7 protein-coding genes are annotated in these 15455 nt (G+C 70.5%); 3 read left to right on the forward strand and 4 right to left on the reverse strand.

Annotation, left to right across the window (positions count from 1 at the left end; translation table 11 throughout):
* Nucleotides 1-204 precede the first annotated feature (204 nt).
* Nucleotides 205-1485 carry a sensor domain-containing phosphodiesterase gene (locus BT264_RS00940; protein ID WP_072435926.1) on the forward strand — a complete coding sequence of 427 codons (1281 nt, stop codon included), beginning with the start codon at nucleotides 205-207 and terminating at the stop codon, nucleotides 1483-1485.
* A 71-nt stretch (nucleotides 1486-1556) separates the two neighbouring features.
* On the opposite strand, the gene arfB is transcribed toward BT264_RS00940, so the two are convergent.
* Genes arfB through recC form a run of 4 tightly spaced genes read right to left on the reverse strand, consistent with a single transcriptional unit; the run spans nucleotide 1557 to nucleotide 11291 of the window.
* Nucleotides 1557-1961, reverse strand: coding sequence for an alternative ribosome rescue aminoacyl-tRNA hydrolase ArfB (arfB, locus tag BT264_RS00945; RefSeq protein ID WP_072435927.1), 405 nt, complete (start codon nucleotides 1959-1961; stop codon nucleotides 1557-1559).
* Nucleotides 1958-4249, reverse strand: a complete 2292-nt coding sequence (locus BT264_RS00950) for an AAA family ATPase (protein WP_072435928.1) — start codon at nucleotides 4247-4249, stop codon at nucleotides 1958-1960. Before BT264_RS00950 ends, arfB begins: the two co-directional genes overlap by 4 nt.
* A complete protein-coding gene (recB, locus tag BT264_RS00955; RefSeq protein ID WP_072435929.1) occupies nucleotides 4246-7956 on the reverse strand; it encodes an exodeoxyribonuclease V subunit beta in 3711 nt (1236 codons plus the stop codon). The genes BT264_RS00950 and recB overlap by 4 nt, the downstream gene beginning before the upstream one ends.
* Nucleotides 7953-11291: an exodeoxyribonuclease V subunit gamma gene (gene recC / locus BT264_RS00960; RefSeq protein WP_072435930.1), complete on the reverse strand. Its 3339-nt coding sequence runs from the start codon at nucleotides 11289-11291 to the stop codon at nucleotides 7953-7955. Before recC ends, recB begins: the two co-directional genes overlap by 4 nt.
* A 182-nt stretch (nucleotides 11292-11473) precedes the next feature.
* On the opposite strand from recC, the gene BT264_RS00965 reads away from it, so the two are divergent.
* Nucleotides 11474-13765: an FUSC family protein gene (locus BT264_RS00965; RefSeq protein WP_072435931.1), complete on the forward strand. Its 2292-nt coding sequence runs from the start codon at nucleotides 11474-11476 to the stop codon at nucleotides 13763-13765.
* Between the two features lie 294 nt (nucleotides 13766-14059).
* Nucleotides 14060-15427 carry an amino acid permease gene (locus BT264_RS00970; RefSeq protein WP_072435932.1) on the forward strand — a complete coding sequence of 456 codons (1368 nt, stop codon included), beginning with the start codon at nucleotides 14060-14062 and terminating at the stop codon, nucleotides 15425-15427.
* Nucleotides 15428-15455: the final 28 nt, after the last annotated feature.

Consider the following 15455-nt stretch of genomic DNA (forward strand, 5'->3'; position numbering starts at 1 on the left):
CGCGCCGCCATGGCCGCGGCCGCGTACCGCGTGCGTGTGGAGTTTCCCTGATACGCGCGGCGCCGCATTCCCGTTACACTCGGAACACTCATCCGCACAAGGCGGTCACGATGCCCCACGTTCTTTCGCGTCCGCCTGCGCATGCGACTGCTTCAGTGTGGCAGCGCACTGCCGCCCCGCCGCTCGCCCCTGGGCACCGTTGACATGAAGCCCGCCCACGACCTATCGCTCGATTCCCTGCTCGAACGCCTCACGCTGACGCCCGGCGGCTGGCTCGCCACCTATCGCACCACGACGCTGCGCAGCGTATTCCAGCCCGTGCTGTCGATCACGCACAAGCGCGTCGTCGGCTACGAGGCGCTGCTGCGCGTCGTCGACGCGAACGGTGCGCTGGTCTCGCCCACCGCCCTCCTCGACAAGACGCGCACAGATGCCGATGCGCTGCTGCTCGACCGGCTCGCACGCTGCCTGCACACGGCCAATTTCGTCGCGCAGGGCATCGGCGATGGCTGGCTGTTCCTGAACGTGACGCCGCGCGTGCTCGATTCGGGCCTCGTGCAGCGCGAGTTCGTCGAGGCGCTGTGCCGGCATTTCGTGTTGCCGCCGAACCGCGTCGTGCTGGAAGTCGTCGAACAGCCGTCGCGCGACGAAGCCGCGCTCGCCCGCACGATCGACATGATCCAGCATCGCGACTTCCTGATCGCGATCGACGATTTCGGCACGGGATTCTCGAATTTCGACCGCGTGTGGCGCGCACGGCCCGACATCGTCAAGCTCGATCGCTCGCTCGTCGAGCGCTCGACCGGGTCGGCCGACGACCGCCGCATCATGCATCACCTCGTGTCGATGCTGCACCAGGCCGGCGCGATGGTGCTTGCCGAGGGCGTCGAAAGCGACGACGCACTGCAGGCACTGATGGAGGCCGACATCGATTTCGTGCAGGGTTTCCAGTTCGGCCAGCCCGACACGTCGATCGCGCACGCGAGCGCGGCCGCGCCCGCGATGCTCGACGCCGCGTGGCAGCGCTTCATCGCGCGCCGGCACACGCCGGCCGTCGCCGAGCAGCCGGGCTTCGACGCGATCGAGCGGCTTGTGCTCACCGGCGCGGCCGCGTTTTCCGCGAGCGGCAACCTGCAGGATGCCGCGCAACGCGTGTTCGCGGTGCCCGCCGCGCGCCGCGTGTTCGTCACCGACGAGATCGGCGAGCAGTTCCTGCCGTCAATCGGCGCGCCCCCCGACGACGGCCACGCGAGCGCCACCCGCCTCTCGCCGCTGTTCCCGGAAACCCACAGCAACTGGTCGCGGCGCCCGTACTTCCAGCGCGCGATCGCCGCACCCGGGCGCGTCGCACTGATGGGCCCGCACTTCTCGCTGACGGAAGGCCGCGACTGCTATACCGCCGCCGTCGCGATCCGCGCGCAGAGCCGGCTCGTCGTGTTCTGCGTCGACTTCGTGCTCGACAGCGCGGGAACCGTGATGCGCTAGCCAGCCGGCGCGGCGGCGGGCGTTCGCCCGCGATGCCCGTCGAGCGTGCGGCCCTCCGGCCCATCCATTCGTCAGTCGACCACCTTTCCCCTGCCCGACTTCACCGCGCTGCGGCGCGACTTGTGCTCGAGCCGCCGCTCCTTCGACGCGCGCGTCGGTCGCGTCGCGACCCGCGCACGCGGCGTGAACGCGACGCCGGCGATCAGCGTATCGAGCCGCGCGAGCGCGGCTTCGCGGTTCTTCTCCTGCGTGCGGTATTCCTGCGACTTGATCACGACGATGCCGTCGCGCGTGATGCGCTGGTCGGACAGCGCGAGGAGCCGCTCCTTGATGACGGGCGGCAGCGACGATGCGCGGATGTCGAAACGCAGGTGGATCGCGCTCGATACCTTGTTCACGTTCTGCCCGCCCGCGCCCTGCGCGCGCACGGCCGTCCACTCGACCTCGGCCGGATCGAGCGTATAGCGGATCATCATCGCGAAGCCTCCATGCGGTGTCGTGCGAGTGCCTCGTCGACGCGGGCCGCGAGCCCCGAATCGCGCTGCGTGCGCGTCGCGACCGCCTGCGCCAGCACGCGCCGCGGCCCGATCACCTGCACGCGCGTGCGTGCTCGCGTAACGGCCGTATAAACGAGCTCGCGCGTGAGCACGCGGCCGAACGATGCCGGCAGCACGAGCGCGGCTTCGTCGAATTCCGAGCCCTGCGATTTGTGGACCGTCAGCGCGAACGCGGTTTCGTGCGGCGGCAGCGCGGCCGGCGACACCGCGCGCGCGGTGCCGTCCGCGCGCCTGAACCACACGCGCAGCACACCGTGCGCATCGGGCAGCGCGATGCCGATGTCGCCGTTGAACAGCCCGAGCGCATAGTCGTTGCGCGTCACCATGATCGGCCGCCCGGTGAACCAGTGCGCACCGACCGCGAGCGGCACGCGCGCCGCATGCCGCACGTGCGCGGCCACGAGCGCGTTGACGTGCTCCGCGCCGCGCAAGCCGCTGCGGGTTGCGCACAGGATCCGGAACCGGTTGAGCGCGTCGAACAGCGGCAGCGGATCGGGCACCGGCGCGGCCAGCGCGTCGCGCAATGCATCGAGGTAGGCGCCGAACCGCCGTGCGAGCCGCTCGACCGTCGACGACGCGAGCGACTCGCCCGCATCGTCGTGGAACGATGCGGCAGCCGCGTCGTCCGCGGGCAGCGCATCGAGCGCGGCCTGCACGTCGCCGCGGCGGATCGCGAGCGACAGCCGCCCGATCGGCGAATCGAGGCCGAAGCGGTAATTGCGTTCGAGCCACACGACGCAGTCGGCGAGCGGCGCCGGTGCTGGCGTGGCGGGCGACGCAGCGGTTACGCCGGGCAATGTCGACGTGACCGACGCAAGCGCCGCGTCGCCTGCATCGAACGGCGGCAGCTCGACGGCGTCGAGCCACGCGAGTTCGTCGGCCTCGATCCATGCGGGGGCGTTGCCCGCATCGCCGATATCGCCGGCATCGGTCAATGCCGGACCGGCGGACGGAGATGGCGCGACATCGGCCGCGGCAACCGCGTCGTCCTGCGATTCGTCGTCGAACAGCGACGCCTGTCGCGCATCGGCGCGCGGACGCGACGCGCGTTTTCGTGAAGCAGCGGCGGATACCGAAGCGGAAGCCTGGGCCGCAGCGGAAACCGGATTCGCGGCAGGCACAGTCGCCGCCGCTTCGTCCGGCACCGGCAACGCCGCGACGAACGCCGCCTCGTCGATACCGAGCGCCTGCGCGATGCGCGTGCGCGCCGCGGCGGTAAACGCCGGCCGCGCGCTCAGCTCCGCGAACACGGCGCCCGCCTCGACCGCGGCCAGTTGATCCTTGTCGCCGAGCAGTACGAGCCGCGCGCCCGGCGCGAGGGCGTCGAGCAGGTGCGCGGCAAGCGCGACGTCGATCATCGACGCCTCGTCGACGACGATCAGGTCGTACGGCAGCGGATTGTCGCGATGGTGCCGGAAGCCGGCCGCCCCGCCGCCGCCCAGCAGGCGATGCAGCGTGTACGACGTGTCGGGCAGGCGTGCCGCGAGCTCGGGCGGCAGGTCCCCGGCCCGCGCATGCAGCGCTTCCTGCATCCGCTGCGCGGCCTTGCCGGTCGGTGCGGCCAGCGCGATACGCAGCCCCGGGTGCGCATCGAGCAGACAGGCCAGCACGCCGACGACGGTCGTCGTCTTGCCGGTGCCGGGGCCGCCGCTGACGATCGTCACGCGGCCCGTCAGCGCGACGATCGCCGCGACGCGCTGCCAGTCGACGTCACCGGTCGCGGGCCCGAAGTAACGCGCGAGGTTGTCGCGCAGCCGTTCGGGCGACAGCCCGTCGTCCGGCACCGCGACGCCGGCCTGCGCAACCAGCGCATCGGCCAGCCGCCGTTCGTAATCGAAATAGCGCGACAGGTACAGGTGGTCGTGCCGATCGACGATCAGCGGCCGTTCGTCGCCGCGCGCGAGCGTGCCGAACGCGACCACGCCGCTCGCGGCGAGCGCCGCGCGGATGTCGTCGAGCGGCTCTTCGTAGCGCTGCGCGAGCGCGCCGAGCGCGACGCATACGTGGCCGCCCGCGGTCGCGCGGCTCGTCGCGAACGCGGCGCGCGCCGCCCAGCGCGCGGCCGCAGCCGGCGCGCCGGCGCGCCGCGCGAGGTCGCCGATGCGGCGCGCGAAGCCTTCCGCGAGCGCGATGCCGAAGTCGGCGGGCTCGGGCAGCCGCGCGACGAGGCCGCCGGTAAATTCGAGCGTGTCGTCGGATGCATTCATGCGCGGCCCCCTTCCATCATCCGGTCGAGTGCGTCGACGAGCGCGCGTTCGGGCCGCCGCGCATGCACGCCGGCCGGCTGGCCGCCGCTGCGCCAGTCGGGCCGCACGCCGCGCACGAACAGGTACAGGTAGCCCGCGATATGCGTGTCGTAGTCGTAATCGGGCAGCCGCCCGCGCAGGTAGCGATGCAGCGCGACCGTGTAGAGCAGCGCCTGCAGGTGATACGCGTGATCGGCCATCGCGACGTCGAGCGCTTGCGCGCCGTAGGCGTCCGGCGTCGTGCCGAGATGGTTCGACTTCCAGTCGACGATCCAGAAGCGGCCGTCGTGTTCGACGATCATGTCGATGAAACCCTTGATGAATCCGGCGAGCATGCCCGCCTCCAGTGCAACGTCCGGATAACCGTGCGCGACCAGCAGCCGGCGCAGCGCCGTCAGGTCGAGCGACGGTGCCGGGAACAGGAACCCCATTTCGTCGAGCCGCTTCGCGGGATCGAGATCGGCGAGCCGCATGCCCGGCACGAGCTCGGTGCGCACCACATCGTCGACGAGCCGCGCCATCATCGCCGGCAGGCGTGTCGCGAGTTCGGGCTCGGCCTCGACCGGCCGGTCGTGCAGCGCGCCGAGCGCGGCCTGGTGCCACGACTCGGGCTCCGTGAACCGGCTGAGTTCGAACAGACGGTGCAGGCACTCGCCCGCCGCCGCGCCGCGCGGGAACACGAGGATGTCGTCGTCCGGCGGTTCGGGCGCAACCGGATCGGCCAATATGAGCTCGCCGTCCGGCATCACCGCGGCAAGCGCATCGTGATCGGGCCGCAGCTCGTCGTCGGGCACGGCCGCGACGCCGGCCTCCTCGCGCGCCATCGACGCGGTCAGCGAACTGAAGCTCGCCATCCGCCACGCATCGCGCAGCACGCGCGTCGCATGGCGCGCCGCGAGCGTCTGCGACGCGTCGTGCCCGGCCGCGAGACGCTCGCGGCGCGCGGGCACCGGCAGCGGCGCGACGCTCACGGGGCCGCCCGCGAGCGCAAGCCACGCGGCATCGAGCGCCGCTTCGTCGGGCGGCTCGTCGAGCCACGCGTCGAACGACTGGCCGGCACCGGCGACGAGCCAGTTGAGCACGCTGCGCCGCGCTTCGCGCGTCGAGCGCGACGACTGGTACGGCCCGGCGACGACATAGCAGCGATAGACCGCGCGCGTGAGCGCCACGTAGACGAGCCGCGCGCGTTCCGCGGCCTGCTCGCGCATCGCCTGCCGCGCCGCGTGCGCGGCCGCCTCGTCGTCGCAGCCGTAATGCAGCACCGCGTCGCCCGCGTCGTCGTGATATTCGCGCGCATCGGGCAGCGCGGACGAAGGCGGCTCGCGCAGCCCGCCGTCGTTCAGGAACGGACAGAACACGATCGCGTATTCAAGGCCCTTCGACTTGTGCACGGTCACGATCTGTACAAGGTTGCGATCGGATTCGAGACGCAACTGCGCTTCCTCGCCGCCGCCGTCGAGCCGTTGCGCGGCGAGCCAGCGCAGCGTCGGCGCGATGCCCGGCTGCGCGGATGCGCGTGCCTGCGTCAGTTCGGCCAGGTGGTTGATGTCGGTCACGCGGCGTTCGCCGTCCGCGCCGGCCATCAGCCGCTCGGCGATCCGCAGCTCGCGCGCGAACGTGCGCCACATCACCGCGAAACCGCGCTCGCGCCACAGCAGCCGATACCGCGAGAAACGTTCGACCCAGCTCATCGCGTCGGCACTGTCGGCCGCGGACGCTTCGTGCGACGCATCGCCGTCGCCCTGTTCCATCCGCCACAGCGCGCCGGCATCGAGGCCGAACCAGTCGGCCGCGAGCGCCGAACGCAGACGCCGCAGGTCGCCCGGCGCATCGATCGCCGCCAGCACGCGTTCGAGCTGCTCGGCGTCGCCGGTCGAGAACACCGAGGCCTGCGCCAGCTCGACGCTGCCGATGCCCCACGTGGCGAGCACGCGCTTCACGAGGCTGCCCTGCCGGTGCGTCTGCACGAGCACCGCGATGTTGCCCGGCGACAGCGACGTGTCGCCCAGCCGCACGTGCCCTTCGCGCGCGCCGCGCATCAGCCGCGCGATCTCGGCCGCGCAAGCCTGGGCGGCCTGCGCCTGCGCATCGCGCTTGAGCAGCGTGCCTTCGCCGCCCGGCAGCGCCCAGACCCGGAAATCGCCGGCCGGGCCCGGATCGGTTTCGTCGACGAACGGCGCACGCACGCGCGTGCCGGCACGCACCGCGTAATAGTCGAGCCCGTCGAGCACGAACGCGCGCGGATTCGACATGAAGAAGCGGTTGCACGCGTCGACGATCGCGGGTGTCGAGCGCTGGTTGACCGCGAGCGTGTAGCACGCGCTCGCGCTCGCGCGCGCCGCAAGATAGGTATGCAGATCGGCCGCGCGGAAGCTGTAGATCGCCTGCTTCGGATCGCCGACGAGGAAGAGCGGCCCGCCCGGCGCGAAGATCCGGTTGAAGATCGCGAACTGCAGCGGGTCGGTATCCTGGAACTCGTCGATCAGCGCGGCCGGATAGCGCGCACGCAGCGTGTCGGCGAGCCACGGATGCGCATGCAGCGCGTGATACAGGTTCGCGAGCAGATCGTCGAACGACACGACGCGCCGCGTACGCTTGCGCTCGGCCAACTCGCCGGGCGCCATGTCGAGCCATTCGGCGATCAGCGCGAGCCAGCGCGCGCGCTGCGTTGCCTCGGCTGCCGCCACGGCCGCTTCGAGCGCGTCGGCCACGTCGAAGAACGCGTGTTCGGGCGTCGCGCCGCCTTTTTTCGTCGCTTTCACGAGCGCGGTGCGCGTGAGCTTCAGTGCGGCCTTCGGCAGCGCGGCCGTCGCGTCGCCCTGCGCGAAATGCGCGGCCCATGCGTCGAGCGCATCGGCAACCGCGTCGGGCTTGTGCGAGCGCTGGTTGAGCGCGGGCTGCGCGGTGCGCAGCAACGCATCGATCGCGTCGCGTTCGGCCGCCCACATCCGCGCCGCCTCGGCGAAGCATTCGGCCGCGGCGGCCTCGGCCGATTCGTCCGGCTCGGTCACGCCGTCCCAGCGCAGCGCGGCGAGCGGCTTTTTCAGCCGGCGCGCGAGCTGCGCATCGAGCGCGGCCGGGCCGGCGCCCGATTCGACGAGCCAGGTCGCGAAGCCCGGCCAGCGCGCGGCCGCCGGTTCGACGCGCGTGCGCCAGAAGTCCGCCGCGAGTTCGAAGCGCAGCGACGCGTCGTCGGTCTCCATGTCGAACGCGAACGGCATCGCGGCCGCGAACGGCGCTTCCTGCAGCGCGCGCTGGCAGAACGCATGGATCGTGTGGATCGCGGCCTGATCGAACGCGCGCAGTGCGCGCCGGATCCGCTTCGCGGCCGTGTCGGAATCGAGCGCGCCGTCTTCGCCGAGCGTGGTCTCGAGCAGGCGCACGATGAACGGATCGCCGCCGTCGTCGCCCGTGTCTAGCGCGTGCGCGAGCTGCGCGAGCCGGCCGCGAATCCGCTCGTGCAGCTCGGCCGTCGCCGCCTTCGTGAAGGTCACGACGAGGATTTCGTCCGCGCCGAGATCCTTTTCGAGCAGCAGGCGCACGTACAGCGCGCAGATGTTCCAGGTCTTGCCGGTGCCGGCCGACGCCTCGATCTGGTTGACGCCGTCGAGCGGGCACGCGAACACGTCGAGTTCGAGCGCCGGCTGCGGCTGCGACACGGCGCTCATGCGACCTCCTTCAGATGTTCGACGAGCGGCTCGAACACGAGCCGCGCGAGCGTGCCGAACGGCTCGTCGAGCGACGCGCGCGCGCCGCGCCACGCGATCGCGATGGCCGGATCGTCGGCCTCGCTCACGACACGCTCGTTGATCCAGACGCTCGCGGCCTTGGCTTCGCCGTCGGACACCCTGGCCCACGCACTGCGCGGGAAAAACCGCAGCGGCATGCGCCGCCCTGCGCGAAACAGCGCGGCAAGCGGCGCGAGCCGTTCGAGCGGCGCCGCGACGGGCGTCAGCTCGAACGCACCGCCGCTGCCGAACCACAGCGTGCGGCGCGGGCCGCCCGGTTCGACCGCGCAGTAGACGAGATGCGCGAGCCACGCGGACAGGTAGTCGCGCGCGCTCGACCGTGCATAGCGGTAGATGATCTGCCCGGCCGGCGTCAGCCGGTTCAGCGTGCCGTGCAGTTCGAGCGGTGCGCTGACCGCGTCGCCCGACAGCATCGCGTCGTCGGCGCCGAACAGCGCCTGTTCCGTATCGGGCCACGCGGGCACGATGACGAGCGAAAACGGCCGCCTCTCGATGCCGTCGGCCAGCGCACGGCGCACGTTCGACGCAAGCTGAGTCATCGAGCCGAGCGCCTGGTCGCGCCACACGGCGCCCGTCGCGCCGCCCGGCAACTCGGGGCTCGCGTCCGCAATGCGCAGCGCATGATCGTGCGCGGCCCCATCATCCGATTCGATCAGGAGCGGCAGTACACGCTCGGCGAGCGCATCGCTGCCGGCGAAGTCGAGCGCGAACGGCTCCGTGTCGAGCAATTCGGCCTGCGCATCGGCGAGCACGATGCCGAGACGTGCGCGCAACAGCGCCCGCGCGGGATGCCGCCAGAAGCGTTCGAATTCGCTGAACGCGACGGGCTCGACCGGTTCCGCCGGCAGCGGCTGCGCGAAGAACGGCAGTTCGCGCGAGCCGTCGCGCGACGCGTCGGCGGCCAGCAGCGACGCAAGCGTCGCGCGCTCGGCGTCATAGGAAACGAGCCCGCTGCCGGGCTGGAAATACGCGGCCGCGAACGGTTGCAGCGGATGCTCGACGATGAACGCGCGCCGCGCGGCATCGACGGCGTCCGGCGCCGCGTCGGGCCCGGCCGTGACGAGCGCGAGATGGTCGAGCAGTTCGTCGACGAGTGCCGCGGGCGGCAACGGCGCGTTGTCGCGAATGCTGCGGCCCGTGTACGCGATCAGCAGCCGATCGCGTGCGGCGAGCAGCAGGTCGAGAAACAGGTTGCGCTCGTCGTCGCGGCGCTGTCGGTCGCCGAGCTTCGGCATCACGGCCATCAGGTCGAACTCGTCCGCGCGCGAGAGGCTCGGCAGCACGCCGTCGTCCATCCCGAGCAGGCAGACGACGCGGTACGGCAGGCCGCGCAGGCTCGTCAGCGACGAGAACGTGACGCCGCCCCACGGCACCCCGCCGCGCGCCGGATCGTCGAGCGCCGCTGCAAGCCCCGCGCGGACGACGGCCGCCGGCAGCGCTTCGTCGGGCGCGCCCTCCGTCATCGCGGCCAGCATCGCGTCGAGCGCGTCGCGCACGCCCGCGAGCGCATCCGCATGCGCGGCGCCCGAATCGAAGAAGCGCGCCAGCGTGTCGGCGAACAGCTCGCTCCAGCCGCGCGGCGTGTGCGATTCGGCGAGCCGCCGCGCGAAGCCGTCGAGATCGTCGGTGAAACGCGCGAGCCGGCCGAGCAGTTCGGCCTCGCTGCCCGTGGCCGCCTCGATCGGCAGCCACGCGCCGACCGGCGCCGCGCCTTCGGGCATCGCATAGCCGAGAAAGAGCCGCGCGAGTGCGTCGGAGAACGTATGGCGCGGCGCAGGCACGGCCGCGTCGTCGCTCGCACGCGGCGACAGCCCGCGCCGCGCGCCGGCGGCCGCGAGCCAGGTCTGCACCGTCTCGAGCGCGGCCGCATCGATGCCGTAGCGCGCAGCCACCGCATCGACGCGCAGCCATTCGACCAGCTCCGGCGCGCCGACCTGCCGCTCCGGCAGCGCGAGCCAGTCGAGCAGCACGCGCGCGACCGGGTTTGCCTGCGACGGCGGCAGGCCGGTGATCCGGTAAGGCACGCGCGCGCCGCCGGCGCCGGCCGTGCCGAATACCGCATCGATCAGCGGTCCGGCCGCCGCGAGATCGGCCACCGCGACGAGCACGTCGGACGGCTGCAGGCTCGCGTCGGCATCGAACCACGCGAGCAGCCGGTCGTGCAGCACCTCGAGCTGGCGCGCGAGGCTGTGGCACACGTGCACCTCGATCCCGCGTTCGGCCGGCGCATCGCCGGCCTCGGCCTCCGGCTGCAGTTCGAGGATCGCGTTCTGCACGCGCGCGAGCCACGTCGGCGCGGGATTCTCGACGAAACGCGACGCATCGCCCACCGCGGCGCTTTCAGTCAGCTCATGCAGCATATGCAGTTGCGCCTGCGTCTGCCGGCCCCACTCGGCGAGCAGCGGATGGCCGACTTCCTGGTAGTCGAGCCGGCCGGCCGCATCGAGCGCCTCGGCATGCGCGGCGGTCACGATGTCGAACCAGAATTCACGGCACGGGTTCAGCGCGTAAACGCGCACGTCGATCCAGCGCGACAGCTCGCGCAGCAGCGCGACGTGCAGCGGCGGCATCGTCGGCAGTGCGAACACGCTGACCGATTCCGGCCAGTCGGCACGCGCGACCGCGTCGGCATCGAGATGGCGCGCTTCGACGAGGAAGCGGTGCGCGGGCGGCGTGCCGCTGTCGCTCAGTTCCGCGAGCAGCGCGCGCCACAGCGCTGCCTGCCAGCGCTCGTCGTCGCGTGCGGCGTCGCTGATCCCGCGCGGCGCGCCGTCGCCCGCGAGCACCGACTCGCCGGCCTGCCACGCCGCCAGCCATTCGGGGCGATAGGTCAGGTAATGATCGAGCACGGCCGCCACGCGATGCGCGAGTTCGTAGCGCATCGCATCGTCGGAGGCGGACAGGTACGCGGCGAGCCGCGGCGAAGCGAGCCACGGCGCGCCGTCGGCCGCCTGCGCGAACAGCCGGTAGCAGCGCCACACGAGACGGTCGGGCGCGAACGGCGAACGCGCGGGCACCGTCAGCACGCGGCCGATCTGCGCCCACAGCCATTGTGCGAGATACGTGAACTCGACGTTCGCGCACACGCCGTTGCGCGCGGCGATGTCGAGCTCGAGGCGGCGGCGCAGCGCCGCGCTCGGCACGATGACCTGTTGCGGCGCCCACGGGCCGTTGCGGGCCGGAAACGCGGCCAGATCCTCGAGCAGCGCGTCGGCCAGCGTTTCGTGACGATTCGAATAGAAGAGATGGAGCATGAGGCGGGCGTCGGATTCTCGCGCCGGCCGGACCGGGCGAACAGGTTCCCGAAGGATAGCAAATGGCCTGCCGCGGCGAGCATCGGCCGGATGGCCAGGTTTTGCGGACCGCGAAATACGATAGACTCGTCGCCAGTCAATTTGCCGCCCCCGGGCGTCTTCGTCTGCCATTCAGCCCATCGATGCGCTATTCGGTCGAAATCAGAAAGTTTCTCTACAGCCAGTACTTTTTCGGCGGCCTGCGGATCGCGGTCGGCGTTTCGCTGCCGGCCGTGCTGTGCCTGATCGTGTTTCACAACCGGGAGCTCGGCTTCACGATCTCGACGGGTGCGCTCGGCGCGTGCGTCGTCGACATGCCGGGCCCGCTCAAGTACAAGCACAACGAAATGCTCGCGTGCAGCGTGATCGGCTTCCTGGCCGCGCTCGCCACCGGCCTCGCGACACCGAACATCTTCGCGCTGTGGCTCACGATCGTGCCGCTCACGTTCGTGCTGTCGCTGATCGTCGTCTACGGCAACCGCTGGCCGCAGATCAGCTTCGCGACGCTGTTCATGATGGTGATGACGCTCGAGGAGCAATTCACGCCGCTGCAGGCGTTCGTCAACGCCGGCTGGATTCTCGCGGGCGGCCTCTGGTATACGTACTGGGCCACGCTCGTGTCGCGCTGGCAGGCGCGCCGGATCGAGCAGCAGGCGCTGGCCGAAAGCCTGTTCGCGTGCGCCGACTACCTGCTCGCTCGCGCGCAGTTCTACGACCTCGATGCCGATCTCGACGAGTGCTACCGCAATCTCGTCGCGCGGCAGATCACCGCGGTCGAAACGCAGGAAACCGCGCGCGACATCGTGCTGCGCAACCTGCCGAAGCTGCGGCGCGGCAAGCTCGATCCCGGCCGCACGACGATGTACAACCTGTTCATCAACAGCGTCGACCTGCACGAGCTGTTCGTCGGCGCGCACACCGACTACCCGCTCGTGCGCAACACGTTCGGCGGCTCCGATCTGATCATTTTCTACCGCGACCTGATCCGCAAGGCGGCCGCCGATCTCGAGGAGATCGGCCTCGCGGTGCTCGAAAACCGCGCGCCGCATTCGCGGATCAGCGTGAAGGCCGAACTGCGCGCGATCGAGTACGAGATCGAACTGATGCGCAAGAAGAACTTCGCGGCCACCAACGCGGAAGCGTATGCGGCCGTGCTCGCGACGTTCCGGCGCATCTGGAGCGCGACGCGCCTGATCGAACGGATGCGCCGCAACCTGTCGGGCCACGCCGATCCGCAGCAAACCGAACTGAAGATCGACAAGGCGCTCACGCGCTTCCTGCAGCGCCGCCGGATGTCGCCGCTGCTGATCTTCTCGAACCTGAACATGAGCTCGCCGAGCTTGCGCCACGCGCTGCGCGTGACGATCGCGGTGGCGGTCGGCTTCTGGCTCGGCAGGCTGCTGCCGCTCACGAACGCGTACTGGATCGTGATGACGACCATCATCATCCTGAAGCCTGGCTATTCGCTGACCAAGCAGCGCAATGCGCAGCGTATCGTCGGCACGCTGATCGGCTGCGCGGCGAGCATCGCGCTGATCTACACGGTGAAGGAGCCGCACCTGCTGATCGCGATCATGTTCGGGTCGATGGTGATGAGCTACAGCCTGCTGCTGTTCAATTACGCAGCGAGCGTCGTATTCACGTCGTCGTACGTGCTGCTGATGTTCCACCTGCTCGCGCCGGGCAGCATGCGGATCATCGGCGAGCGCGCGATCGACACCGTGGTCGGTTGCATGATCGCGATCGCCGCGAGCCGGCTGTTCCCGTACTGGGAATACCGGCTGATGGGCAAGCAGGTCGCCGACATGCTCACGGCGACCCGCAAGTATTTCGAGGCCGTGTGGCGCGTCGGGCGCGGTGTGTCGCCGCCGCCCGTACCCACCGCCGACGGCGCGGCCGTGGTGCCGGTCATCGCCGCGGCGGTCGAGACGCCGGCCGCGAGCCTCGACGACGACTACCGCTACCGCCTCGCGCGCAAGGACGTGCATATCGCGTTCGCGAACCTCGGGCAGGCGTTCCAGCGGATGATGATCGAGCCGAAGGCGCACCAGCGTTTCGTGCCCGAGCTGAACGACCTGCTCGTGCAGACGCACGTGCTCGGCGCGCAGATCACGGCCGCCGCGCCGCTGATCCGCAACGCGTGCTCGGCCGACGGCGGCCTCGTCCACGACGACGCGCTGCAGCGCGGCCTCGCGGCCGTGCTCGACAATCTCGAGAAGGCCGAGGCCGGCGAGCCGCCGCCCGCCGATCAGCTCGAAGCGTCGAAGCAGATCACGCGCGATCTCGACGCGATGGTCGTGTCCGCGGAAAAATCCGCTGCGGTCGGCGCCGAACTCACGCACGACCTGAAGGTGCTCGCGCACCAGTGCAAGCAGATGCTCGCGTCGTCGCTGCTGATCCGCAAGGACGCGAGCGTGATCCGCCTGCCCGCCTGACCCTGCCCGACCGTTCCCGCCGATGGCCGGCCCGCGCACGCCGCGGCCCGGCCGCCGGCGTTCCCCGATTCAACGAACCCCGAAGCATGACCCGCCCGTTCCACTCGGCCCGCGCATCCGCCGCGCGACCGCCCCACGCCCTATTCCGCGCGTCGCGCCAGTCAGGGAATACCCGATTCCGGTTACCGGGCCCGGCTTGTTATCATTCGTTCACATTCAAGTTGTATATACAACTTGACGCAGTCGGACCGGTCCCGCTCGCCCGGTCCGTCGCATAACGATATCGGAGACTCGATGAAAAACTTGCAGCGCCACCTGAGCGCGCGGCACATCCGCTTTCTCGCGCTGGGCTCGGCGATCGGCACGGGCCTGTTCTACGGCTCGGCGTCCGCGATCCAGCTCGCGGGCCCGGCCGTGATCCTGGCGTACATCCTCGGCGGCGCGGCCGTCTACATGGTGATGCGCGCGCTCGGCGAGATGGCCGTGCGCGAACCCGTCGCCGGCTCGTTCGGCCATTACGCGACCGAGAACCTCGGCCCGTTCGCGGGATTCGTCACGGGCTGGACCTACACGCTCGAAATGGTGATCGTCGCGATCGCCGACATCACCGCGTTCGGCATCTACATGGGCTTCTGGTTTCCGGATGTCCCGCAATGGATCTGGGTGCTCGCGGTCGTCGCGATCATCTGCGGGCTGAACCTGTGCCACGTGAAGGTGTTCGGCGAGCTCGAGTTCTGGCTGTCGATCATCAAGGTCGGCGCGATCGTCGCGATGATCGGCGGCGGCGTCGCGATCCTGCTCACCGGCATGCACTTCGGCCATTCGGCCGACGTGCCGACGTTCGCGAACCTGTGGAACCATGGCGGCTTCTTGCCGAACGGTATCGGCGGGCTGATCGCGTCGCTGTCGGTCGTGATCTTCGCGTACGGCGGAATCGAGGTGATCGGGATGAGCGCCGGCGAGGCGAAGGACCCGGAGCGCGTGATTCCGCGCGCGATCAACGCGGTGCCCGCGCGCATCCTGCTGTTCTACGTGCTGACGATGGTCGTGCTGATGTCGATCAGCCCGTGGACGGGCGTCGGCGGCGACGGCAGCCCGTTCGTGCAGATCTTCTCGGCGCTCGGCGTGAAGTCGGCCGCGACGATTCTCAACCTGGTCGTGATCAGCGCGGCGATCTCGGCGATCAACAGCGACATCTTCGGCGCGGGCCGGATGATGTTCGGGATGGCGCGGCAGGGCCAGGCGCCGCGCGTGCTGACGACGACGTCGCGACACGGCGTGCCGTGGGTCACGGTGCTTGTGATGGCGGGCGCGCTGCTCGTCGGCGTGCTGCTCAACTACCTGATGCCGAAGGACGTGTTCCTGATGGTCGCGGCGATCGCGACGTTCGCAACGGTGTGGGTGTGGCTGATGATCCTGCTGTCGCAGGTTGCGATGCGCCGCCGCCTGTCGAGCGCCGAAGTCGCGGCGCTGAAGTTCAAGGTGCCGCTGTGGCCGGTCGCGCCGGCACTGACGATCGCGTTCATGGGTTTCGTGATCGTGATGCTCGGCTGGTTCGAGGATACGCGCGTCGCGCTGTATGTCGGCGCAGCGTGGCTCGCGCTGCTCGCGGCCCTGTTCTACGCACGGATCCGCCCGAAGTTCGCGCCTGCGTCACATTGACGCACGGCTGACCTGCCTGCCCGGCGCG

The sequence above is a fragment of the Burkholderia sp. NFPP32 genome (genome assembly GCF_900119325.1).
In the GTDB taxonomy this organism is placed as follows: Bacteria; Pseudomonadota; Gammaproteobacteria; order Burkholderiales; family Burkholderiaceae; genus Burkholderia; species Burkholderia pyrrocinia_C.